This is a genomic window from Acinetobacter pullicarnis (genome assembly GCF_006352475.1).
GTDB classification, from domain to species: domain Bacteria; phylum Pseudomonadota; class Gammaproteobacteria; order Pseudomonadales; family Moraxellaceae; genus Acinetobacter; species Acinetobacter pullicarnis.
In genome coordinates, this window is the sequence record NZ_VCMZ01000001.1 from 1,308,000 (window position 1) to 1,331,242 (window position 23,243).

The window sequence follows — 23,243 nt, forward strand, 5'->3', positions numbered from 1 at the left end:
CCTCATATTTATTTAAAATCTGGCGCAAGTTTATTTAAAATTTAGCGCTGGGGGTGCGTAAATTAAAGACAGCCGCTTTATTCAAACGCTTTATTCAAACGCTTTATTCAAACGCTTTATTCAAATAATGCAGAGATCATAAATATGTCATCTAGCCAGAAATTAAGTCGTGCAGAAGTCATTAAACTAGAGCGTGATTTGGCAAAGTTTGCAATTGTGATGGATTCAATGGTCCGTATTCCATTCACCAAGCAAGGGGTTGGTGCAGATGCGGCACTCAGCACTATTCCAATTGTGGGAGACGTGGCTGGTTTTGTCTTAACGGGCTATGCCATCGTCAAGGCAAAACAAATTGGTGTGCCGCAGTCGAAACTCAATCCGGTGATTAAACTGGCGGCGGTTGATGCAATAGTCGGCGTTATTCCTGTCGCAGGTACGTTATTCGATATTTTTATACGTCCAAGTAAAAAAGCTCTGGCAGTGGTACATGAGCATATTCGTGTGGAATATCAGATCGAAACTGAAGACCATGTAAATCATCCTTTTTTACATGAAAAATTAGAGCAGAAACAACAAGAATCAAAGCTTTGGCGGCATCCCGTGGTGGCTTGGCTCTGGCTACGTATTCCCGATTTAGTCGGTGCAATGGTCGTAATATTGATGTTGGCTGCAATATGGTTTGGTGGATTGGCAATTTGGAATTGGATGCAAGGTCTAAGTTAATTCAGACTGTTTTGGGGTTAAAGCTTTTTTTGAGCAAAAATAAACCTCTACGAAAGAGGTTTATTTTGTTGTGCAATTTATTTAAGCATGGCCTGAAATGGCGGATGACTAAATGATTAGTGTAGATTCAAGCGTTGTAATGCTTCAACACGTTGTTCAATGCTTGGGTGGGTTTGGAACAATGCAGCTAAGCTGAAACCTTGCTCTTTACCTTCCGCGATTGCAAAAGCCTTCATTTCTTTCGGCATTTGATCTGGCATTTGTGATTCTTCTTGTAAGCGAAGCAATGCATCAATCATGGCTTGTTTACCGGCTAAACGTGCACCCGCTTCATCTGCACGATATTCACGATAGCGCGAGAACCACATAACAATCGCTGAAGCCAAAATACCAAATACGATATCTAGGACGATAGTAATCCCAATAAAGGCCAAACCTGGGGCTTCACCCTCTTCGCGGCCAAAGACATTGCGATCAATATAATCCCCGACAACGCGAGCAAAGAACATCACGAACGCGTTCACAACACCTTGAATCAATGAAAGCGTCACCATATCACCGTTGGCCACGTGACCAATTTCATGTGCGATAACAGCGCGTAATTCATCTTTATTCATGCGTTCCAACAAACCAGTTGAAACTGCAACTAAAGCATCATTTTTATTCCAACCCGTGGCAAATGCATTGGATTGGTAGGATGGGAAAATGCCCACGTCTGGCATTTTGATGCCTGCACGTTGAGAAAGCTGAGCAACTTCTTGTAAGAGCCATACTTCCGCTTGATTTCGTGGTGCATTGGGATCAATGAGTTCAGTGCCTGTCGTTTTCAGTGCCATCCATTTGGATAAAAACAGTGAGATGATAGAACCCACCATACCAAAGACTAAGCAGAACACCATTAGGTTTTTAAGGTCTAGACCGCCAGCGCTACGGTAACTGCCAACGCCTAAAAGCGATAGGATAAGGCCAGCTACAACCAGTACCGCGAGGTTGGTAAGCAGAAACAAACCAATCCGCATCATTCAGAAAATCCTCTAAAAAAAAGTAATAATAAATATTTGGGTAAACTATTCAACAATATGAGGTTGCACAATCGGAAATTCAAGAAAATTATGCATAAATTACTAAAACGCGATCTATCGAGCTGAATGTTCAATATAAATTTGAGCTGATGCGGTCGCATGTGTGGTCGAGTAGGAGCCAGGAGCGGTATCGGTATAACGACCATCTTCAGCGATGACGATCGGCCGTTGTGCATATTGAGCTGTTGGTGAATGATTGGAGTCTGAACTTTGGATTAGATTTTGCGGGCTTTGTGGATTGCTATATTGCACCGCTGTATCTACGCTTACCCCTTGGGCATAGAGGTTGTTCAGTCGACTTGTGACACGACGCACATAGTCTTGAGTTTCTTTAAATGGGGGAATACCGCCATATTTGCTGACATTGCCTTCACCGGCATTGTAAGCCGCGAGTGCCAAGCTGGTGTTGCCATTAAACCGCTTTAATAACCAACTTAAGTATTTTGCACCACCAGAAATATTTTGTTGTGGGTCATAAACATTATTGACATTAAAACGTTTTGCCGTCGCTGGCATTAATTGCATTAGGCCTTGCGCGCCAACTGGTGAACGTGCATGAATATTAAAACCTGATTCGGTGTGAATGACAGCCTTAATTAGTCCCGCAGAAACACCGTGAGTTTGTGCTGCTTGATGAATGAGATGGTCATAATTGTTTCGGCTTTTGCTTGAACTGGCAGGAACTGCCGCTTCATTTTTGCCCCAGTCTTTATAAGTATGAATATTGCTTTCAGGATAATAAGTCACTTTCACTGTTTTTAACGATTGATCATTATTTTTACGATTGGTCAGTAGGGTTTCGCCATTTTTATTTTGATAGACATACATCTGACCTGAAAATGCCAAGGAAGAGGTGCTAAATATAGCGCATGCTATTAAAGTCAAGTTAATATTCTTTGTATTTGGCGTCATTATCGTCATTTAGTTAGAGAGTGAGAAAGAATTTGATCGTTTTAAAACCAAATTGCATGAATTGTTTTTTAGCAACTTGCACAATAAAAATCAAGCACTGGTTGATGGCATTTTCACCAAAAAAATATTTAATTTATTTTTCAGTTTGATTGCTTGACTTAAATAACTCGTTGAAAAATAACAATTAAAATGTGTGGTTAAAAAATGAACAATCTGAGGGGAATCCCCACAATAGCGGCAGTAAACTTTGTCAAGACCCTAAGAATCCACAATTTTATCCACAGCTTCTGTGGAAAACTGTGGAAAAGTACAATACAGCGACGTTATACATAAAAAGTAAGCGGTTTTTTACATTATAGCTGAGCAATAACGTCAGAATTATGACGTATTCAATAAATCATTAAAAATAAAAAAATCTTTAGGTGCGCCACTGTGCCGAATCGGCTAAAATTAGCCAGCATTTTTTTAAGGACATAACGGTCTATGTATTCGCCTATTGAGTCCGAACAGGGATTTAATTTCAAACCTGAATTACCAACGAGTTCGGCTTACTACCGTTTGCTGAAAAAAATCCGTCGTCAAGTAGGTCACGCAATTCGTGATTACAAAATGATTGAGGATGGTGATAAAGTCATGGTCTGTGTCTCTGGCGGCAAAGACAGTTATACGATGCTTGATATTTTGCTGCAATTTAAGCGGATCGCACCGATTAATTTTGATGTGGTTGCCGTGAATCTTGATCAAAAGCAACCAGGTTTCCCAGAAGATATTTTGCCACGCTATCTTGAGGAAAATAATATTCCTTATTATATTTTGGAAAAAGATACCTATAGCATTACCAAACGACTAACGCCTGAAGGCAAGACCTATTGTGCAGTTTGCTCAAGATTACGCCGTGGTTCTTTGTATGGTTTTGCGCAAGAAATCGGAGCGACCAAGGTTGCATTGGGTCATCATCGTGATGACATCATGGCAACCTTTTTCTTAAATCTATTCCATGGCGGTAGCTTAAAGGCGATGCCACCGAAATTATTATCAACAGATAAAAAGAATATTTTGATTCGTCCGCTGGCTTATGTGGAAGAGAAAGATATTATTAAATATGCTGAAATTAGAAACTTCCCAATCATTCCATGTAATTTATGTGGTTCTCAAGAGAACCTGCAGCGTGCCATGATTAATGAAATGCTGCGTGAATGGGATAAACAATATCCTAAGCGTCTACACAGTATTTTTGGTGCATTACAGAATGTGTCGCCATCACAATTGGCGGATCGTGATTTATTTGATTTTGAAGTGTTAGATGAACAACGTGAATTTGATCAAAACGTTGATACAGAAGCACTTAAAAACCGTTTAGATGTTGTTAATCTCAGTTTTGCTGCTGAATAATATTGATGGTTTTAAAGGCACTCAGATCGCTTTGAGTGCCTTATTTTTAATTGAATATCAATAGTTAAGAATAAAGCTGAATGCACAGTACAAAAAAAACTTTAGCTGAAAATTAAATTATCATGCTATAACATTGCCTAAGCAGTTTTGCTTCGCCCTGATGTTGTCTGGATAGATAACACATGAAATGTATAAATAAATTGAGGAAAAATCATGCCTGCATTTTTAACTGATGATTGGTTCACAACAGTCGAACAATTAACTGCTGCGGCAGGGGATTTAAACTTACCACCCGCATTAGCAAACTTGGCGATCAATTTAGTTGTTACCGATGCCAGTGGCAATATTGAGCTTTCTTTGGATGGCGGTAAAATTGTCAAAGGTACATCGCCAAATGCAAAAACCACGTTGAACATGGATGCTGAAACTTTACGTAAAGTCTTCCTAGAGTTCGATATGGCTGCAGCGATGCAAGCGTTTATGACTGGTAAAATTAAAGTCCAAGGGGATATGTCTCAGCTAATGGCTTTGCAAACTGCCAAGCCAAGCCAAGAACAGAAAAGCCTATTTAAAAGTATTCTCGAACACTCTGCTTAATTCTAAGCCATAAAAAAAGCAGGCTGAGCACATGACTCAGCCTGCTTTTTTTTGACCTGTCTAAATCATTAATAGTTTAGGCGAGGTTTTAATATGTTCTAAATAAGTTCGAATGCGTGTGACGTACTGAACTGCTTGCGTATAACGCGAATTTTTTGCCTGATTACGCTTGAGAAAATCGTAGAAGTTTATCCAGTTATCTGGATTAATCCCTTGACTACGCATTTCACGCTGGATCTTGCTCACCGCACCGGGACCCATATTATAGGCTGCGAGTGCAAACCAATTGCGATCTGGCAGTGGGATATGCTGATATTTACTCAACATCAGGTCATAGTACTTTGCACCACCCTGAATGCTCTGAGAGGCATCCTCACGGTTGTTGACGCCCATTGCTTGTGCCGTGGTATTGGTGAGCATCATTAAACCGCGTACACCAGTGGGTGAAACCGAGGTTGGATCGAGATAAGACTCTTGATAGCCGATTGCTGCGAGTAAATGCCAATCTAAATCATATTGTTGCGCAGATGCTTTGAAACTGGCCTCAAAAATAGGCATACGTTGAATCAGATTGTTTTGAATACCGACCCAATCATCCTCCTTGACGATTTGTTGGCTATAGAATGAAGCCAATTGCTGTGTACGGCCATTTTGTTGGCTTTGGCAAACATACTGATTGGAAAGTTCAGTAAGCTGGTCATCCTCACGTTGGAATACCCAACGAAGATTATGATCCAAACCATTATTGACTAGGCTGCTTGAATCACCACAACTGACAGAAATTGCCGCAAGTGCTTGGTCGGCAATTATTGGCATGCTGCTGGTGGTCATGGCGAAATTCGCTTTACCTTGAGCGACTAATGCTAATGCCGTTGCATCGTCCTCAACGGTTTTAAAATCGAGTTGTACATTTAGATCCTGAGCATAATCTCGGACTAAATCATAACCAAACCCATATTGGAATTGATCGTTTTCAAATACGGTACTTTTATTGGCAACTGCAACAACGGTAAGTTTGTTGCTGGTCAATACGCTTTGGTATTGATTGGCTTTACTGGCACTAATACTGTGATAAGGAATCAGTAATGAGGCTAACACTAAGAATTTCGATGGGAAAGAAGATGCAGTTGAATAAAGGCTAGGCCTCGATCCAAGAGTTGAATTACTGCGCATGTGGTCTCCGCGACTTGTGATTTAATACCCTATAAAGTAAAAAACGTCAAAATGTATTCACTTTTTTAAGTTGCTAAATTCAATAAGGGTGGGTATTCATGAACGCCATTCAAAATGACTATTGAGGGTGGAAAGGATTGAGGAACGTACTAAACAAACAAACTCACCAAGCTAGAATTTGAGCAAATAATAAGGAGCAAAATTTAAATTGTCAAATTTTGTAAAGCAAAAAAAGTGAATAATGCACTTAGGACACTGATAAATTAAGGAAAGAAAGTTATAATCTTTTTTAGAATTTAATCTATAAATTGCGAATTTTTAACTATAAATACGCGTTGATTTTAAAATGGCTGAAACGATGAAATCGAAATTAATTACACGTAGTGGGCATGACAAATTGGTCGCGGAACTACAGCAACTTTGGCATGTGGAACGTCCAGAAATCACGATAAAAGTGAATTGGGCGGCAAGCTTAGGCGATCGTAGTGAAAATGCAGACTACCAATACAATAAACAAATATTGAGAAAAATAGACCGTCGTGTACGCTATTTAGGTAAACGTTTAGAAGAATTACGCATCATTGATTTTTCAGAAGAACAAGCGGGCAAAGTTTATTTTGGTGCTTGGGTCGAAATTGAAAATGAGCAAGGTGAGCAAAAAACCTTAAGAATTGTTGGCGTTGATGAAATCTATGATCATCATCCGCAACACATTTCGATCGACTCACCGATTGCGAAGGCAATGCTCGCAAAACAAGTCGATGATGAGTTTGAAGTACAGACACCTTCGGGGAAAAAAATGTGGTATATCAATTCAATTCGTTATGAGTCACCCAAATAATCTAAAAAACTACCTTTTGTCTCTATTTTGACCGCTTGAAAGAAATATGTATAAAACCATTTGCCATCTTCATATTTTTTTAATATGATAGCCGCCATTGGAAGCGTGGCAGAGCGGTTGAATGCACCGGTCTTGAAAACCGACGAGGGTTTACGCCCTCCGTGAGTTCGAATCTCACCGCTTCCGCCAAATATTAAAAAGACTCTTGATCATCATCAAGGGTCTTTTTTTATGTCTGGGGTTTTGTCCCATATAAGAACCCACATAAAATATTGGAAGTGGTCGAATGAATTAAAACAGCTATTGTTAATAGTGAATGGATTAAAATGATGTGTGCTGATAAAAATACTTATTGCTAAAAAGTAAAGTGAATCCAAGTATGAAGTCAGAAGCTAATTTTGCTGGACAAGTATCATTTCGATCATGTGATGGCATAACGCTTGCTGGCACTAGTCAAGTTAATACACCATTAGGTAAGCATTTGATTAACGCAGAAATAGCTGAGTGGAAGAATCAAAAAAAATATCAATTGTCTAATAGGCGAATAGAGTCATAAACAGTTTATGACTCTAAAGTATATAGCGATACGCAAATGGCAACGATGGCAAATCAAGCGGAGGCTGTGGCGATAAGAAATTTTGGAGTTAATAGCGTAACAAAATAAACGGTTGTTATAAGAGGCATTACTTTTAGGGTTCCAATAACTTCACGTAATGGAAAAATTTATGTGCCTACAGCATTGCCTATTAATCCTAAGACACCACAATAAGTGAGAAAAAACTATGGTTTTCACCCATAAGAGTAATTATTTTGAGTTTGATCAAGATGACCCTCTAGCACCTCTGTTGTATTGTATATATGAGATGATTGTTGGCGGTAATGACTTAGAGTTGTATTTAAGAGGAACAATAGGTAAGGAAATTATGGAGCCTGTAGGGGGAGGTCCTGGTTGGAATCTGGTACCAGAAATACAAGAAGATGGCAGATATCTCTATATGGCTTGGGTCTGGGAAGGGATGGGAGTGGAACCCAATGAAGGTAAATATGAAGAAGACGTTGTCAAGTTCCATATCCGTAAAGGTTTGGAAAATGTATTAAAGGAACAGCCTGATAGACGTCAAGAAATCAAGAGTATTTTTAGTAAATATGATTTATAAACCATGGATATAGACGCCAAAAATATCGTTTTGTCGGGCAGCAAAGTGATGATATGTGCAGAAAATATGAAGACTCCGACTTGGGAGATTCTATGCCGCTAACTGATCAAAGTCAGCCGCCATTTGATTCAGTATGAGAGTGAAAATAAAAATAAAATAATTTAGAGTGAGAAGCCCGAATATGAAAAATATTCGGTTGTATTGAATTCGTTTGATGAGTTTAGTTGCATTCGCGCAAACCTTGATACCTGCATAGGCAAGACTGGTGCTCACCTATGCAAAATGGCATAAAACTTAAGTCGCTAGCGCCAATTGCATTAAAGACTTTAGCTGAGTGACTTCAGCAGGATTGGCTTTATGCAGTGGCTTTCTTGGATCACCGACACAAAAGCCCAATTCATTTAAACCTGCTTTAATGGTTTTGGGTAAGCCACCTTGTACGATAAAGCGCAATAAAGGCAGTTGCTTATAAAAGAGTGTTTGTGCCAAAGCCAAATTGGCATTTTTTGCAGCTTGATACAATTGCTTGGGTAATGTGCCGAGTAGATTCGGCGCAACGGTACACCATCCACTTGCACCCGCACAAAAGGCTTCAAGCGCTAAGGGGTTACAACCATTATAGAAAGGCAATTGACCTTGGGTCAGTTCATAAAACTTATGCATGCGCTGAATGTCCCCAGTACTATCTTTCACCATACAAATATGCTCAATTTCATTGAACATTTTGCTGATCAATTCAGGGGACATATCTACGCCACTGGTTGCAGGGTTGTTATAGACCATAATCGGGAGCGAGGTTGCCGCAGCAATTTGTTGATAATAGTCATAGATTTCCTGATCTGTCAGTTTCCAGTAAGACACTGGAATGACCATAATCACATCTGCACCCAACTCTTCAGCTTTTTTTGCTTTCTGAATGGCCATCGCCGTAGTCAGTTCGGATATCCCTAAAATTACAGGCACCCGATGATTCACTACTTCAATGCTTTTTTGCGCAACTTGCTGCCATTCTGGCCAAGACAGATAAGCACTCTCACCAGCACTACCCAAAGGTGCAATTGCATCACAGCCATGTTCCAGTAAGTTATTTAAAGTGATGCTCAGTGCTTCAAGGTCTAGCGCCTGAGTCTCTGCTTTAAAAGGCGTGATTGGATAAGCAATAATTCCTTCTAGTTTCATGATGATGACTCCTCGATACAGGTTGGATATTTTTTCAAAGCTTTACGTGCGTAATAAGAAAAATTGACCTTATTGCGTTTATCTGTCGAAACCCAGTCATGTGCTTCTTTTGCCAATTCATGCGGAATTTGTTGGATCTGCCCAGCGGCCATCGCCAAAAGTTGTAAACGTGCAGCGCGTTCGATCAAAATGGCTAAATTACAGGCTTCTTCAATGGTTTTACCTGTGACCAACTGACCATGATGCGATAACAACACAGCACGCTTTTGACCTAAAGCTGCTGAGATAAAAACCCCTTCTTCATTGCCTACAGGCACACCAGGCCAGTCTTCTACAAAAGCGCAGTCCTCATATAACGCACAGGTATCCATATGTGAGATGATCAGTGGCACACGCAGCATCGACAGGGCCGCAACATGAGTCGGATGCGTATGAATAATACAATTCACCTCAGGATGCTCTTTATAAATCCAAGTGTGAAAACGATTTGCAGGGTTGGCCATCCCTTGGCCATTGAGCGGATTCAAGTCTTGATCGACTTCCAATAAATTACTTGCGGTAATTTCATCAAAGCCCAAACCAAACCGCTGGGTAATGAAAGTATTGCCTTTTTCAGTGCGGCTGGTGATTTGCCCAGCAAGTCCGGCATCATGACCATGATCAAATAAAATACGACAGGTGAGCGCCAGCTTTTGCTGATCACTATAGCCTTCGTCTTGAAAAAGTTGCTGCATGCTCTGCTGAGCATTTTGCATTAACTGTTGCTTATCGAGTAATGCCGTCTGCATAAGAATCTCCTACTTAGTTGATTTGTTGAGAGAACAACAGCAGAATAAGAAATTCGTGGATGGTTTAAATCCCCCAGTTATTAAAACTTATATGGTCCAGTAGAATGATACGGCAGCCTTGGAAAATTCGATTACATCTCGAAGAACGCGAAGAAAAGACTATTTTTTTAAAATTGGCCAATCAGATTATTCAAGAAATTTTGTCTGGTCGCTTAGCTCAAGCCACACGTTTACCCGGTTCGCGGACGCTGGCGGATGAATTGGGGATTAATCGAAAAACGGTCCAAGCCGTATATGAAGATTTAGAGGCACAAGGCTGGCTGATTTCCAAACCGAGACAGGGCACTTTTGTTTCGGAGGACTTACCCGATTTAAACGCCAAACTCGAGGCTTTGGCAGCAACAAGTTTGTTGCAAACACCCGCGATATCCGCGACGGGCAAAGCCATTAAAAATGATGGTATTCCTGATACGCGTTTGATTCCTTATGAATTGTTTTCTCGCGCTTACCGCAGTGCACTGATTCAAGTTACGCGTTATCAAACCATGGGGTATGGTGATCCACAGGGGAGCATTGAATTAAGAGAAGCCTTGTTGAATATGTTGTCGATGGAGCGATTTATTCAAACCAATATCGCGCATATTTGCATCGTACGTGGTAGCCAAATGGGGATCTTCTTAGCTGCGCGGGTTTTGGCCAAGCAACAGGTAGAACGTGATGTGATTGTGGTTGAGCAATGGTCTTATCCACCTGCGGTTGAAACCTTTTTATCGCATCATTTTCAAGTGGTTCGGGTGAGACTGGATCAATATGGCTTAGATACCGATCACTTGGCTGAAATACTTGCTACACATGCCGTTGCAGCCGTTTACACCACACCACATCATCAATATCCAACCACGGTTTCTATGCCGATGGATCGCCGCTTAAAATTACTGGAGCTTTCCAAAGCTTTTGATTTTTATATCATTGAAGATGATTATGACCATGAATTTCACTATGACAGCCGTCCCATTCCACCACTGATTAGTCTACCGATGGCCGATAAAGTTATTCATATTGGTTCACTTTCAAAAGTTTTTGCACCGAGTCTTCGCGTGGGATATGTGGTTGCCGATCTTAATATTATTCAAGCCATGTGTCAGGATATTTTATTAATTGATAAACATGGCAATTCGATTACTGAACTGGCGATTGCAACGCTGATGCAGCAAGGTGAAATTAAACGGCATACGCGGAAAATGCGTAAAATTTACCAACTTCGCCGTGATGTTGCGGTGCTGACATTTCAGCAGATTTTTAGGGATTTAGTAGAAATTTCGACCCCAGCAGGTGGGATGGCATTATGGGTGAAATTTAATCTGGTTTATCAACCAGAATATGCTGAAATCTTAACGCAATTCAATATTGATTCCGAATACCGCTTTGGCGCGACGCTACCAGATATCAGGTCGGGTTTTTATATCCGTTTTGGCTTTGCCGCGCTGACCGAAGCAGAAACTACAGCGATCATTCAACAGTTGTATCGGGCATTTGTTTTGGATGCATCTGGATCTGATTCAAAATAAATCAGCATGCGCTCGATCGGCGCATATGCCTGCTTGTTGACGCTTATAAAAAATATAAGCCACTCTCCTTTAATCTTCAATATCTTTGGCATGCTTGCTGCTACGTCATATCTAAACTTGGATTCAAGCGTGGATACCTGACATGCAACAGCAAAATACAATCGGTTGGACCATCCGTGAATGGCAAGCTGCCTATCAAAATCAACAGATTAAACTCAAAGACCTCAAAGCATTGGTCAAAACCTTTACGCTGCAAGACAGTGCATGGATTTCAATTGCCACTTCGGCAGATTTAGATGCACAGTTTGATGCACTGCAATCAATTCCCAATGCTGAACAACTCCCGCTCTATGGCATTCCCATTGCAGTAAAAGACAATATTGATGTTGTTGATTTTGTCACGACTGCTGCCTGTAAGGCACTGACGAATAAAGCAAGGGTCGATGCAAAAACGGTGCAACGTTTAAAACAGGCTGGAGCAATTGTCATTGGCAAAACCAATTTAGATCAATTTGCCACAGGACTAGTTGGCACCCGTTCACCTTATGGAGCCGTTAAAAATACCTTTAATCCAGCCTATGTCAGTGGCGGCTCAAGTTCAGGGTCAGCCAGTGTGGTGGCACGCGGTTTAGTGCCAATTGCTTTGGGAACGGATACCGCTGGCTCGGGGCGTGTACCGGCGGCATTTAATAATATTGTGGGGCTTAAGCCGACCAAAGGACGTTTTTCCAATACAGGCTTAATACCCGCCTGTAAAAGTTTGGACTGTATTTCGATTTTTGCGCTGACGGTGGAGGACGCAGAAACAGTGGCGAATATTGCCGAGGGCTATGATCCGACCGATGCATATTCTAGAAACAATCCCAACACAGCGCCTGCTCAGTTTTCTCCTGCACTCAAATTTGCCATTCCCGCACAGTTAAATTTTCATGGTGATCTGCTGGCTGAACAGGCCTTCGATCAAGCCATTACTACACTTAAAGCCTTGAATGCCACGATTACTGAAATTGATTTTTCTATTTTTGACCAGTTGGCAGCACAGCTCTATCAAGGACCGTGGGTCGCAGAACGTACAGCAGCAGTTGCAGATGTATTGGGAGATTTACAGGGCAGTCAAACCGACTTTATTGATCCCGTGGTGCTGGAAGTTGTGCAACAAGGGCATAACTTTAGTGCAGTCGATGCCTTTAACGCAGAATACTTAAAACTGGATTTATCGCGTCAGATTCAAACAGTGTTAGCAGAGTTTGATGCCCTGATTGTACCGACCTCACCGACCATTCATACGCTACAAGAAATGGCTGAGTCACCGATTATTAACAATTCACATTTTGGTACTTATACCAATTTCACCAATTTGGCGGATTTAAGCGCCTTAGCGATCCCAACCGGCTTTCGCGCTGACCACTTACCCTTTGGGATTAGCTTGATTGCACCCGCTTGGCATGATGCAGCTTTGGCACATTTTGGCAAGAAGCTACAGAACCATTTGGGTTTAACCATGGGTGCAACGGCACGCTCATTAATTGAAAACACGGAAAAAGCCAGCGATTCCGCACAGCATATTCGAGTCGCTGTCGTCGGGGCACATCTCACAGGGATGCCACTGAATTTTCAACTCACCACACGCGATGCGGTGCATATCGAAACCACCACGACGGCACCGAGTTATGCACTGTATGCCTTGCAAGGCACTGTACCGGCTAAGCCGGGCTTGGTTAGAAGCTGCGAACAGGGGCACAGCATTATCGTGGAATTGTGGGATATCCCCAGCGCACGTTTTGGTGAGTTTGTTGCTGAAATTCCCACACCATTGGGGATGGGCAATGTTGAGCTGGCAGATGGCCGTTGGGTCAAAGGCTTTATTTGTGAGGCCTATGCATTATCGGGTGCTTTGAATATCAGCAGTTTTGCCGGATGGCGCGCCTATGTGCAACAGCAAGAAAAGGTAAAAGCCACTGTAGTGAATCCAGAATAAGGAAAAGAATCATGTTCAAGACGGTATTAATTGCAAACCGCGGTGAAATCGCAGTTCGAGCGATTCGGACCTTAAAAAAAATGGGGATTCGCAGTGTCGCGGTCTATTCAGACACAGACCGCTATGCACAACATGTATTGGATGCCGATATTGCCATCGCATTGCATGGGCTAAATGCTGCGGAGAGCTATTTAGACATCGCCAAAATTATGGCGGCAGCACAAGCCACAGGTGCTGAAGCCATTTTCCCCGGCTATGGGTTTTTATCAGAAAGTTGTGAATTTGCCGAAGCGTGCGCGGCAAATGGGATTGCCTTTATCGGGCCGACTGCACAGCAGATTGCAACCTTTGGGCTCAAGCATCGCGCGCGTGAACTTGCTGCTGCGGCCCATGTACCGATGACACGGGGCACAGGATTACTCCGCAGTGTAGAACAAGCGTTACAGCAGGCGGAAGTGATTGGCTATCCCATCATGTTGAAAAGTACCGCAGGCGGTGGCGGTATTGGACTAACCCGGTGTGATGATGCACAAGCCTTGCAAGCCGCCTATGCCAGTGTCAAACGAATGGGGGAACAGTTTTTTAACAATGCAGGTGTATTTTTAGAGCGTTTTATTGATCAAGCGCGTCATGTTGAGGTGCAGATTTTTGGCGATGGTCTGGGACAGGTGGTGGCATTGGGGGAGCGAGATTGTTCCTTGCAACGCCGCAATCAAAAAGTGGTTGAGGAAACCCCAGCTGCCAATCTACCTGAAACCACCCGTCAGAAATTGCATCAAGCGGCCATTGAGCTTGGGCAATCGGTTGACTACCGCAGCGCAGGCACGGTTGAGTTTATTTATGATGCGGCACGGGATGAATTTTATTTTCTGGAAGTAAATACCCGTTTACAGGTTGAGCATCCCGTGACTGAAATGGTGACAGGGCTGGATTTGATTGAATGCATGCTCAAAGTTGCCGCAGGTGATGCACTTGATTGGGCGCAACTACGTAATATTCAACCGAATGGTGTGGCGATGGAAGTGCGGATTTATGCAGAAGATCCAGTTAAAAACTTTCAACCCAGTCCGGGTGTACTGACCGAGGTGTTTTTTCCTGAAGATGTACGGGTGGACACGTGGGTATCGACTGGTACGGAAGTATCAGCCTATTTTGATCCGATGCTGGCCAAGATTATTGTGCATGGCAAAGACCGTGGTGCTGCGATTGAAAAACTACAGCAGACTTTGCGCGCAACACGCTTAGCGGGTATCAGTACCAATTTAGATTATGTGCAGCATGTGGTTGCCGATCCACGTTTTGCCTCAATGCAGATCTGGACGCGCTTGCTTGATAATTTTGTCTATCAAGCCAATGTGATTGAGGTGCTACAGCCGGGTACCTTGAGTTCGATTCAGGATTATCCGGGGCGGGTGGGCTATTGGCATATTGGGGTGCCGCCTTCAGGACCGATGGATGATTATGCCTTTCAACTGGCCAATCAAATTGTTGGCAACGCCACACAGGCCGCAGCTTTTGAATTTACCTTACAAGGCCCTGCGCTCAAGTTTCATGCGGACAGTGTGATTGCGCTCACTGGTGCAAGTTGTACAGCAAGCTTAGACGATCAAGTGGTTGCGTTCTGGAAACCGATTCAGGTCAAAGCGGGGCAAGTTTTAAGTTTGGGACAGGTGCAGTCAGGCTGTCGCAGCTATTTGGCCGTACGCCATGGGCTTAATGTACCGCTGTATTTGGGGAGTCGTTCGACTTTTGCCTTAGGGAATTTTGGCGGACATGCAGGACGAACCTTAGCGGTTGGCGATATGCTAAAAATGGTCAATCCTCTGCAACCCCTGACTGATCTGCCGCTTGCAGTTGCCGCAGCACGTGCCTTGCCTGAAGCGCTGATTCCTCAATATCGTAATGAATGGAAAATCGGAGTGTTATATGGGCCACATGGTGCACCTGATTTTTTTGCCGAAGATTATATGGCGGAGTTTTTTACTTCAAGTTGGACGGTGCATTTTAATTCCAGTCGTTTAGGCGTGCGTTTAGTTGGGCCAACCCCACGTTGGGCACGTGAAAATGGTGGAGAAGCGGGACTACATCCCTCCAATGTACATGATTGCGAATACGCGATTGGTGCGATTAATTTCACTGGGGATTTTCCCGTGATTATTGGCAAGGATGGGCCAAGTTTAGGTGGCTTTGTTTGTCCAGTAAGCATTGCCAAAGCTGAATTATGGAAAGTCGGGCAGTTAAAGGCCGATGATAAAATTAGTTTTTATCCTTTAAGTTTGGCACAAGCCAATGCTTTAGAACGCCAACAGCAGAGAATTATTCAAGATTTCTGCTTAGGTGAGATACAGGAGATTCAGCAGATCGCGCCCGATTTTACTGAGGGTCTAGGGCAAGATTCGATCGATTTATCAAATCAGGGCATCATCGCCACCAGAGCAGCGACCACAGTTGCGCCAATGGTCGTTTATCGTCAGGCTGGGGATTGCTATATCTTGTTGGAATATGGCGAGAATATACTCGATCTAGCATTGCGTTTAAGAGTGCATCGCTTGATGCAAATGTTAGAGGAGCAAGCCGTGCTTGGGGTAGAAGAACTGTCACCGGGCGTGCGTTCATTGCAGATTAAATATAATGGGCTGATCTTACCGCAAGCGTATTTGATTGAAACCTTATTTGAACTTGAAGATCAGATGGGCGATCTCAGTCAGATTCAGGTGCCATCACGGATTATTCATTTGCCTATGGCCTTTGAAGATAGTGCCACCTTGGGTGCAGTCGAACGCTATCAAGAAAGTGTTTGTGCCAAAGCACCGTGGCTGCCCAATAATGTTGATTTTATACAGCGCATCAATGGGCTAGCCAGTCGTGAGCAGGTCAAACAGATTTTATATGACGCCCATTATTTGATCCTCGGATTGGGTGATGTGTATCTGACTGCACCATGCGCCGTGCCGATTGATCCACGCCACCGTCTGCTCAGCTCAAAATATAGTCCCGCCAGAACCTTTACCGCAGAAGGCACTGTGGGGATTGGTGGCATGTATATGTGTATTTATGGGATGGATTCACCTGGGGGCTATCAATTGGTTGGGCGAACGCTGCCAATTTGGAATAAATTTAAAAAGAACAAGCAATTTGGTGATCAACAATGGTTATTGCGCTGCTTTGATCAAATTAAATATTTCCCCGTGACCGAGATTGAGTTGGAACAATGGCGTGCCGATTTTGCCCATGGACAGGCGGAAATTAAAATCGAAGAAACACAATTTGATTATGCAGCCTATTGTCAATTTATTGAGGCTGAACAAGCCAGTATTGCTCACTTTAAGGCCAATCAGCAAACTGCCTTTCAAGCCGAAGTAGCAATCTGGAAAGATGCTTTCACTGCCACGCTTGACGTTGATCAAGCACCCAAAATAGATGCAGACGATTATCAAGATTATTCCGCACTGCATGCCTGTATGACCGGAAATATTTGGAAGGTGTTGGTTGAAGCAGGGCAGCATGTTGAAAAGGGCGAAACGGTGGCAATTATCGAAGCCATGAAAATGGAGTTACCAGTATTTGCATCCGATGCAGGCATTGTAAAAGCCATTATGTGTAAAGCCGGGCAAACCGTACAACGTGGCGAAGCTCTGGTGTATATGGCGTAGGTGGATGGCTTGGGTGTGAAGACATCATAAATGGAGTTAACGGCAAATATGCGAGATAAACTGTATTATGCAGATTAGTATTTATCAGACATAATTGATTGATTATAATTATTTCGATATTTAGTATGAAAAAAGCCATTCGTATTATTTTTTTAATCAGTTCTATTTTTATATTGGCAGGATTCAGTATATTTAAACCGACTGAAAATGGTACGGAAGCCAGACTTCATAAAATAACACCCATTGGTTCTTCCATTGAACAAGTATTAAACATTTGTCAAAAGAAATATGACTGCGGCAGTGCAGAGCAAGAAATTGAACGAATTAGCCCACAATATTTAGCTGGAAGCAAAGGCCTCAATGTCGGTGAGCTAAGTTCTGTAGAATATCACTTAAGGTCTCGGTTTGATGTGAAGGCGTTTGGTACAGATTATCGTTTCGGGATACACGAGCGGATTAGTTTTCATCGAAGAAATTTATTGACTTGGGATCATTTTGTTGCAATCTGGCTCTTTGATAAAAATAAAAAATTAGTCGATATTAAAGTCTATCAAACGGTTTCTGACCGTTCATCAGCATATTAATTGACTGTTTTATTGAAAATGAGAAAGCAAATTAAATTTTCAACTACTTTTGTATTAGATGGTTGAATGATCAAACAAGGTATAGGCGTAACTTATTTAAATGAATAAACAGATTGCTTGTTCCACGAGGCATGTAGAGAACAAGCAAATAATTAAATATTAGCAACCTCAGCGTCAGCCTATTTCCAAAATTTCTTTTTAGAGGTTTTACCAATCCCCGGATTGAAGCTATTGGTTGGATCTAATTTTTGCATAAAGGCTTGGTAGTCTGCCGATGCTTGATACATATGCCCGACATTATGTTCAGCAGGGTATTTTGCGCCACGTTGCTCTAAATATTGCACCATGCTGTGTTTAAAGGCTTCAGCATCGTAGCCCGGTTTTAACAGATAGTCTTGATGAATCACATAACAAAAGAAGTGACCGCAACTTGAGGTGAGTTCGACTTGTTGGTCGAGTTCTGGCGGGAGTTCTAGCATAAACTGTTCATCATTGGCTTTGAGTGCAATGTCCAAAGCGACCAGTCTTTCATTAATATTAATGTTTTTGCTATCGCAGTAATAACCTGCACAGCCACCGACTGCAAAACGAATTAAAAATGCATTTTTGGCTTCTTTGGCATCGCATTTAAAATATTCACCCGATGCGGTATTGAAGAAATTCTGCATTAAATCTTCAAATTCTTTATTTTGTTCTGCATCAATTTTAATAACCAAATGATGGTCATATTTTTCATGAAAATTGGCGATTCTTTTTTCAATTCCATTCGGTGTCACACGGTTAATCAGCTGTAGTACGCGATCCACGGTATTGTTAGGTAAAAATGGAATTTTTTTAAAGACTTCATCTGCACTATTTTTTAAGCTTAAGATTTGCGGAATTTTATCTGGGCCTAAATAATCAATCACCTTATACATATGTTTGGCATATTGTACGGTTAAATCAAAAGCAGAACGATGGATGTATTCAGCTTGAATCGGAAGCTGGGATAAATTTTTGAGTAAATAGCGTCTTAATTCGACAAAGGATTGTTCATCATTGCTTCCAATATAAAAAACTTCTGTTGATTTTATTGCATCGAAGGTCGGTAATCGCACGGCAAATACAGCCAGTTTACCGGTGCTGCCCGAACACTCATGTAGATATTGAGGATCACCATTAAAACGAGTTGGTTCATTTGCATCGACCTGTCTTAATCGATCAGCATAGTCATCGGCCCATAACTTGCCTTCCCAGTCTGCCGCATCACCATAGTGATATGACTCTGTTTCCAAATTGGATAGTATTTCTTCTGGTGTAACACCAAGATCAATGCCTAAATGGTTGACCAACACCAACTGGCCATCTTCATTTATTTGTGCAAATAAAGATTTTTCTGTAAATGCAGGACCACGACGGATTAATGAGCCGCCAGAGTTATTACAAATCCCACCGACAACGGAAGCACCAATACAGGAGGAGCCAATGACTGAGTGAGGTTCTTTGTTAAAGGGTTTTAGCGCATTTTCAAGTTCGGTCAAAGTGTTTCCCGGAAAGGCTATGACTTGCTGGGCATTATCGAGTAGTTGAATTGCCGTTATTTTCTTTACACTCACAATAATTACATCACGATCATAGCCTTTATGGTGAGGGGTCGAGCCGCCAGTGACACTGGTATTGGATGCCTGCATTAATATAATAATATTTTGAGCGACACAGCATTGCAGCACTTGCCATAATTCGATTAAGTTATTTGGTATGACGACTGCTAAAGCATGACCAGAAGTTGTCCTAAAACCCTTACAGTAAGGATTAATTTTTGATTTTTGCGTGAGCAGGCTATGTTGGCCCACTATACCTTGTAAATCATTAAACAACTGCTGATGATCCTGAACCATATTGTTACCTTTGAATGCATATTGAATAAAACCTCAAAAGCATGTGCCATGATTACTTTTGAGGTTTTAGATGTGTAATGTATATCTAAGTTGTATTCATCAGTTTGTACTGATCTTTGCTGATGGGAATAGATGACGGTTATCCCGATTTATTGTAGCGAGATAATCAGTCATTCTCCTGTCTGCGTGGTATTCGATTAGCTAAGCTAGTTTAGCGAGCAATATTAAGCCAGCTCCTTTTTAACCTGATTGTGGGTTAAGTCCTCTGATGTTTGTGCCGCATACTCTGGTTTTCTTAACAGGATTAATGCCGAAATAGCGGCCAATAAAATCATTGGAATACTTGATGCAATCACGAAGATTTCACTTTGACCAATACTCAATAAATATCCAGCCACCAATGGGCCAATAAAGGCACCGAGACGACCAACACTGACCGCAGCACCTACACCAGAGCCACGCATTTCTGTTGGATAGTATTTTGCAGATAAAGTGTAGAGAATTGACTGACAGCCAATAATAAACATACCACAGGCAACTGCTGAAACTGCAAAAGCCATGAAGTTATTTGAAAAGGCTAAGCAGATCAGTGAAATTAAAACACCGAGATAAACACATTTTACAATGAGGCCTTTGTTGAGACGATCTAACATTAGCCCCAGCATTAATACGCCAATAAACCCACCCAAGTTAAAGCCAATTTGAATATAGCTGCCTTGTGCTTTGCTTAAGCCAATGCCTGAAATTAAAGTTGGTAACCAGTTTTGCAATAAGGTTAAAACCAAGAGTGTGCCAAAGAAACTGAGCCATAAACAAATCGTCACGACAATGCGATCTTTATTAAACAGTACATCCATCAGTGATTTTTTCTGCTTAATGATTTTTTGGTCCGTACTTAAATAGGCTTTGGACTCAGGTAATAAATAAATTAATACAGGAATAAGGACGAGTGGGGCGAGTCCACCGAAATAAAAGATATAACGCCATTCATGATCAGCTGTCAGTGATAATGCAACCACTGAGGTTAATATGCCGCCAATTGGCATACCGCAATACATTGAACTGACGGCCGTGGCTTTATATTTCTCTGAAACTGCTTCAGAAACCATGGTGATGACGATGGGTAAAGCACCGCCCATTCCAATGCCAGTGAGAAAACGAACCAATAATAAAATACTATATTCTTGAACGAATGGAGTGAATAACGACATCAAACCAAATATCGCAATACAGATAATTAAAACCTTTTTACGACCGATCGCATCTGCGTATCGACCTGCAATTAATGCACCGGGTAAGGTTCCTAATACGGCAGCACTAAACACCCATCCCATTTGACTAATGCTGAGTAGCATTTCGGCTTTCATGCGTGGTGCAGCCACGCCCATCGATTGAAGGTCGAAGCCTTCAATGATTGCAATCATAAAACACAAAATGAGTGTCGTGATCATCCTTTTTTTTGATGATGTCTGTTCCATGTCCATTTCCATATGTGCACTACACTCGATACATCACAATCAATCTTGATGTTGTTAATGCTTTAATTTTAAACACTATTTTATCGTACTCTGATTGGAGGTTATCAAAGTGCGATAGATTAAACAATATCAGGCAGCGTTACGTTTTGCATAATTCACGCTGGTTGTTCAGTCAAATATTGAAGTATTAAACAGATCAACAGAGTGAAATTATTATTTTTATTCTTAGCGCCGCAGCGACTTGCCTATGACTTGTTTAAGGTTGAGATGCGCGAGTATATGTGATCTAAGTTTATTGGTTGATACTTTCAGAATAAATATATAGTTTATATGTTCACTAATGTCAAGGTGCGGGTTTAGCACTCGATAATGGTGGTTTCTATAATATAAAGATCGATAATTTGTTTGATGCATTTATGACTCGAAAATAGACCATAGATGAGATGGTTGAATAATGATTCGGATGTGACTTATTTTTAGGAGTATTATCATTACGCTCAGCTTTACTGTCGCACTGCAGTTGTATTTAATCATTCAGAGATCATCTCAAAACAACTTTAAAAAATCATTTTGGTCTGAAGACCTAAAATTGAATATTTTTATTATTATTTTTAATAAATTTTTTTTCAGAAATTGGACATTTATTATTCGCTTAATTGTTACTTGTATTACATAAAAAAATCGTCATTTTTTTGATCGAAAAAGAAGTATTTTAAACAAAAAAACAACAATTATTCTGATCAAGGGAATTGCCAGATAGCCATATAGGGACGCACTTTGCTCGGTTTTATGAGCAAACTTCTATCAATGAGAAAAGGGTTTTTTAGAAACGTTACTATTCATATATTTTAGATATACTTTTATTTTAATTGCTGAAATTTATAAAAAAATCTGCTGGGTTCGTGTCTAAAAAAACATCAATCAATGCTTTACAAGCTTAAAAAAAAGCCTATAATCCGCCCCAATTTAGTCCATATGTGTGATCTTTTCACATTTTAGTAAGGTGTTCCATGAAAAAAGCCATTGTTTCTGCATTTGTTGTTTTTACTTCGTTACCTGTTTTAACACATGCAGCAACAGGAACTGCTTCTACCGAATTTAAAGTGAAAATTACGGTAAATGAGTCGTGTAAATTTACAGCGGCTCAAGATGTTCAGTTTAGCCCGGTAGATCGTTCTACCAACATGACCAGTACCGCAACGGGTCAGTTAAATATTACCTGTACTCTAAGTACGCCATATAAAATTGCTTTGGCAGGTAATGGCGAAATGAGCAGTATGACAGCTGGTTCACAGAGTAAAGTGCCATATACCTTATATCAAGATTCTGCAAATACCACTGAATGGGATGTAAAAAACCTATTATCAAGCACTGGTAGTGGTAAAGATCAGCTTATTCCTGTTTATGCAAAATTAGCAGGTAATACTAACGTTGAAGCTGGTGATTATGTAGATACGGTTGTTGCAACAGTAACTTATTAATTCGTTAGTTAGTTAGTTAGTTTATTTGGGAATAACGTGGCAGTTTATATGAACAAATTGGCTCAATTCATTTGTACTTTTATACTTTCACTCTATTCGCTGAGTGGGCTTGCAGCGAGTCTGCAAGTCGCTCCAATTTCTGTTGCCTTTGCTGCACCAGAGAAAGCCAAAGAAATTTGGCTAACCAATACGGGTGACCAAACCATTCGGGCCCAAACCCGTATTTTTCTTTGGTCGCAAGTCGATGCAAAAGATCAGCTAAGCCCGACCCGAGATTTGGTTGCAAGTCCTTCGATTACCGAAATTAAAGCCGGTGAAAAACAACTGGTTCGTATTATCCGCTTAACCCCTTCAAATACTGAAACAGAACAAAGCTATCGACTATTGATCGATGAATTGCCACGTTCAGATTTAGACAATCCACAAACAGGCCTACAATTACTTTTACAATATTCGATTCCTGTGTTTTTACAGTCCAATGAAAATATAAATCGTCGTAATGGACTGTCTTCTTTAGCTCAGGTTGGTTTTAGCTTTAAGAATCAACAGCTCATCGTAGAAAATAACAGTAAACGTCATATTCGCTTAAGTGAATTAACCTATACCAATCCAAATGGTGAGAAGATTTCATTAATCAATGGTTTAGTTGGGTATGTGTTGGTTGGTCAACGTATGCAATGGGATATTTCCCAGTCAAAGCAAATGCTTCCAAACGGAAAATTCGAAGCAAGAATCAATAACGATGGATTGGCTCAGACTTTAGTGATTCAATAAGTTTTA

The 23,243-nt window shown here is 41.3% G+C and carries 18 protein-coding genes and 1 tRNA gene; 12 read left to right on the plus strand and 7 right to left on the minus strand.

Annotated elements, in window-relative coordinates; translation table 11 throughout:
• Nucleotides 1-144: 144 nt before the first annotated feature.
• Entirely contained in the window at nt 145-723 is a 579-nt protein-coding gene (locus FD716_RS05685) for a DUF4112 domain-containing protein (RefSeq protein WP_139851380.1), read from the plus strand.
• Nucleotides 724-839: 116 nt separating this feature from the next.
• On the opposite strand, the gene htpX is transcribed toward FD716_RS05685, so the two are convergent.
• Together htpX and FD716_RS05695 are read right to left on the minus strand one after the other, a co-directional pair.
• Complete coding sequence (htpX, locus tag FD716_RS05690; RefSeq protein ID WP_139851381.1) at nt 840-1,745, minus strand: protease HtpX; 906 nt, start codon at nt 1,743-1,745, stop codon at nt 840-842.
• A gap of 114 nt (nt 1,746-1,859) precedes the next feature.
• The gene (locus FD716_RS05695) at nt 1,860-2,717 is read right to left on the minus strand and encodes a lytic transglycosylase domain-containing protein (protein ID WP_139851382.1); all 858 of its coding nucleotides are present in this window, start codon (nt 2,715-2,717) and stop codon (nt 1,860-1,862) included.
• Nucleotides 2,718-3,200: 483 nt separating this feature from the next.
• Here FD716_RS05695 and ttcA point away from each other — a divergent pair, with 483 nt between their 5' ends.
• The gene (gene ttcA, locus FD716_RS05700) at nt 3,201-4,109 is read left to right on the plus strand and encodes a tRNA 2-thiocytidine(32) synthetase TtcA (protein WP_139851383.1); all 909 of its coding nucleotides are present in this window, start codon (nt 3,201-3,203) and stop codon (nt 4,107-4,109) included.
• A gap of 213 nt (nt 4,110-4,322) precedes the next feature.
• Nucleotides 4,323-4,706 carry an SCP2 sterol-binding domain-containing protein gene (locus FD716_RS05705; RefSeq protein ID WP_139851384.1) on the plus strand — a complete coding sequence of 128 codons (384 nt, stop codon included), beginning with the start codon at nt 4,323-4,325 and terminating at the stop codon, nt 4,704-4,706.
• Between the two features lie 60 nt (nt 4,707-4,766).
• Here the strand turns inward: FD716_RS05705 and FD716_RS05710 are convergent, their stop codons facing one another.
• Nucleotides 4,767-5,879 carry a transglycosylase SLT domain-containing protein gene (locus tag FD716_RS05710; RefSeq protein WP_139851385.1) on the minus strand — a complete coding sequence of 371 codons (1,113 nt, stop codon included), beginning with the start codon at nt 5,877-5,879 and terminating at the stop codon, nt 4,767-4,769.
• Nucleotides 5,880-6,237: 358 nt separating this feature from the next.
• On the opposite strand from FD716_RS05710, the gene greB reads away from it, so the two are divergent.
• From greB to FD716_RS05725, 3 genes are all read left to right on the plus strand, one after another.
• Nucleotides 6,238-6,720 carry a transcription elongation factor GreB gene (greB, locus tag FD716_RS05715; RefSeq protein ID WP_139851386.1) on the plus strand — a complete coding sequence of 161 codons (483 nt, stop codon included), beginning with the start codon at nt 6,238-6,240 and terminating at the stop codon, nt 6,718-6,720.
• Between the two features lie 99 nt (nt 6,721-6,819).
• Nucleotides 6,820-6,909, plus strand: a tRNA-Ser gene (locus tag FD716_RS05720).
• Nucleotides 6,910-7,502: 593 nt separating this feature from the next.
• Nucleotides 7,503-7,877 carry a hypothetical protein gene (locus tag FD716_RS05725; RefSeq protein ID WP_139851387.1) on the plus strand — a complete coding sequence of 125 codons (375 nt, stop codon included), beginning with the start codon at nt 7,503-7,505 and terminating at the stop codon, nt 7,875-7,877.
• Nucleotides 7,878-8,171: 294 nt separating this feature from the next.
• Here the strand turns inward: FD716_RS05725 and FD716_RS05730 are convergent, their stop codons facing one another.
• The gene (locus tag FD716_RS05730; RefSeq protein ID WP_139851388.1) at nt 8,172-9,056 is read right to left on the minus strand and encodes a dihydrodipicolinate synthase family protein; all 885 of its coding nucleotides are present in this window, start codon (nt 9,054-9,056) and stop codon (nt 8,172-8,174) included.
• Complete coding sequence (locus FD716_RS05735) at nt 9,053-9,844, minus strand: aldolase (protein WP_139851389.1); 792 nt, start codon at nt 9,842-9,844, stop codon at nt 9,053-9,055. The genes FD716_RS05730 and FD716_RS05735 overlap by 4 nt, the downstream gene beginning before the upstream one ends.
• A 107-nt stretch (nt 9,845-9,951) precedes the next feature.
• On the opposite strand from FD716_RS05735, the gene pdxR reads away from it, so the two are divergent.
• The 4 genes from pdxR to FD716_RS05755 all read left to right on the plus strand — a co-directional run bounded on the left by pdxR (nt 9,952) and on the right by FD716_RS05755 (nt 17,627).
• Nucleotides 9,952-11,412 carry a MocR-like pyridoxine biosynthesis transcription factor PdxR gene (pdxR, locus tag FD716_RS05740; protein ID WP_139853619.1) on the plus strand — a complete coding sequence of 487 codons (1,461 nt, stop codon included), beginning with the start codon at nt 9,952-9,954 and terminating at the stop codon, nt 11,410-11,412.
• A gap of 142 nt (nt 11,413-11,554) precedes the next feature.
• The gene (gene atzF, locus FD716_RS05745) at nt 11,555-13,390 is read left to right on the plus strand and encodes an allophanate hydrolase (protein ID WP_139851390.1); all 1,836 of its coding nucleotides are present in this window, start codon (nt 11,555-11,557) and stop codon (nt 13,388-13,390) included.
• A gap of 11 nt (nt 13,391-13,401) precedes the next feature.
• Nucleotides 13,402-17,043 carry an urea carboxylase gene (gene uca, locus FD716_RS05750; protein WP_139851391.1) on the plus strand — a complete coding sequence of 1,214 codons (3,642 nt, stop codon included), beginning with the start codon at nt 13,402-13,404 and terminating at the stop codon, nt 17,041-17,043.
• A 125-nt stretch (nt 17,044-17,168) separates the two neighbouring features.
• A complete protein-coding gene (locus FD716_RS05755) occupies nt 17,169-17,627 on the plus strand; it encodes a hypothetical protein (protein WP_139851392.1) in 459 nt (152 codons plus the stop codon).
• A gap of 179 nt (nt 17,628-17,806) precedes the next feature.
• Here FD716_RS05755 and dld read toward each other — a convergent pair whose 3' ends face one another.
• Both dld and mhpT read right to left on the minus strand, forming a co-directional pair.
• Complete coding sequence (gene dld / locus FD716_RS05760; RefSeq protein WP_139851393.1) at nt 17,807-19,504, minus strand: D-lactate dehydrogenase; 1,698 nt, start codon at nt 19,502-19,504, stop codon at nt 17,807-17,809.
• 224 nt (nt 19,505-19,728) lie between these two features.
• Nucleotides 19,729-20,982: a 3-(3-hydroxy-phenyl)propionate transporter MhpT gene (mhpT, locus tag FD716_RS05765; protein WP_407641869.1), complete on the minus strand. Its 1,254-nt coding sequence runs from the start codon at nt 20,980-20,982 to the stop codon at nt 19,729-19,731.
• A 1,010-nt stretch (nt 20,983-21,992) separates the two neighbouring features.
• Here mhpT and FD716_RS05770 point away from each other — a divergent pair.
• Both FD716_RS05770 and FD716_RS05775 read left to right on the plus strand, forming a co-directional pair.
• Nucleotides 21,993-22,463 (plus strand): Csu type fimbrial protein, encoded by a 471-nt coding sequence (locus FD716_RS05770; RefSeq protein WP_139851395.1) that lies wholly within the window; start codon nt 21,993-21,995, stop codon nt 22,461-22,463.
• 48 nt (nt 22,464-22,511) lie between these two features.
• Nucleotides 22,512-23,237: a fimbrial biogenesis chaperone gene (locus FD716_RS05775; protein ID WP_139851396.1), complete on the plus strand. Its 726-nt coding sequence runs from the start codon at nt 22,512-22,514 to the stop codon at nt 23,235-23,237.
• Nucleotides 23,238-23,243: the final 6 nt, after the last annotated feature.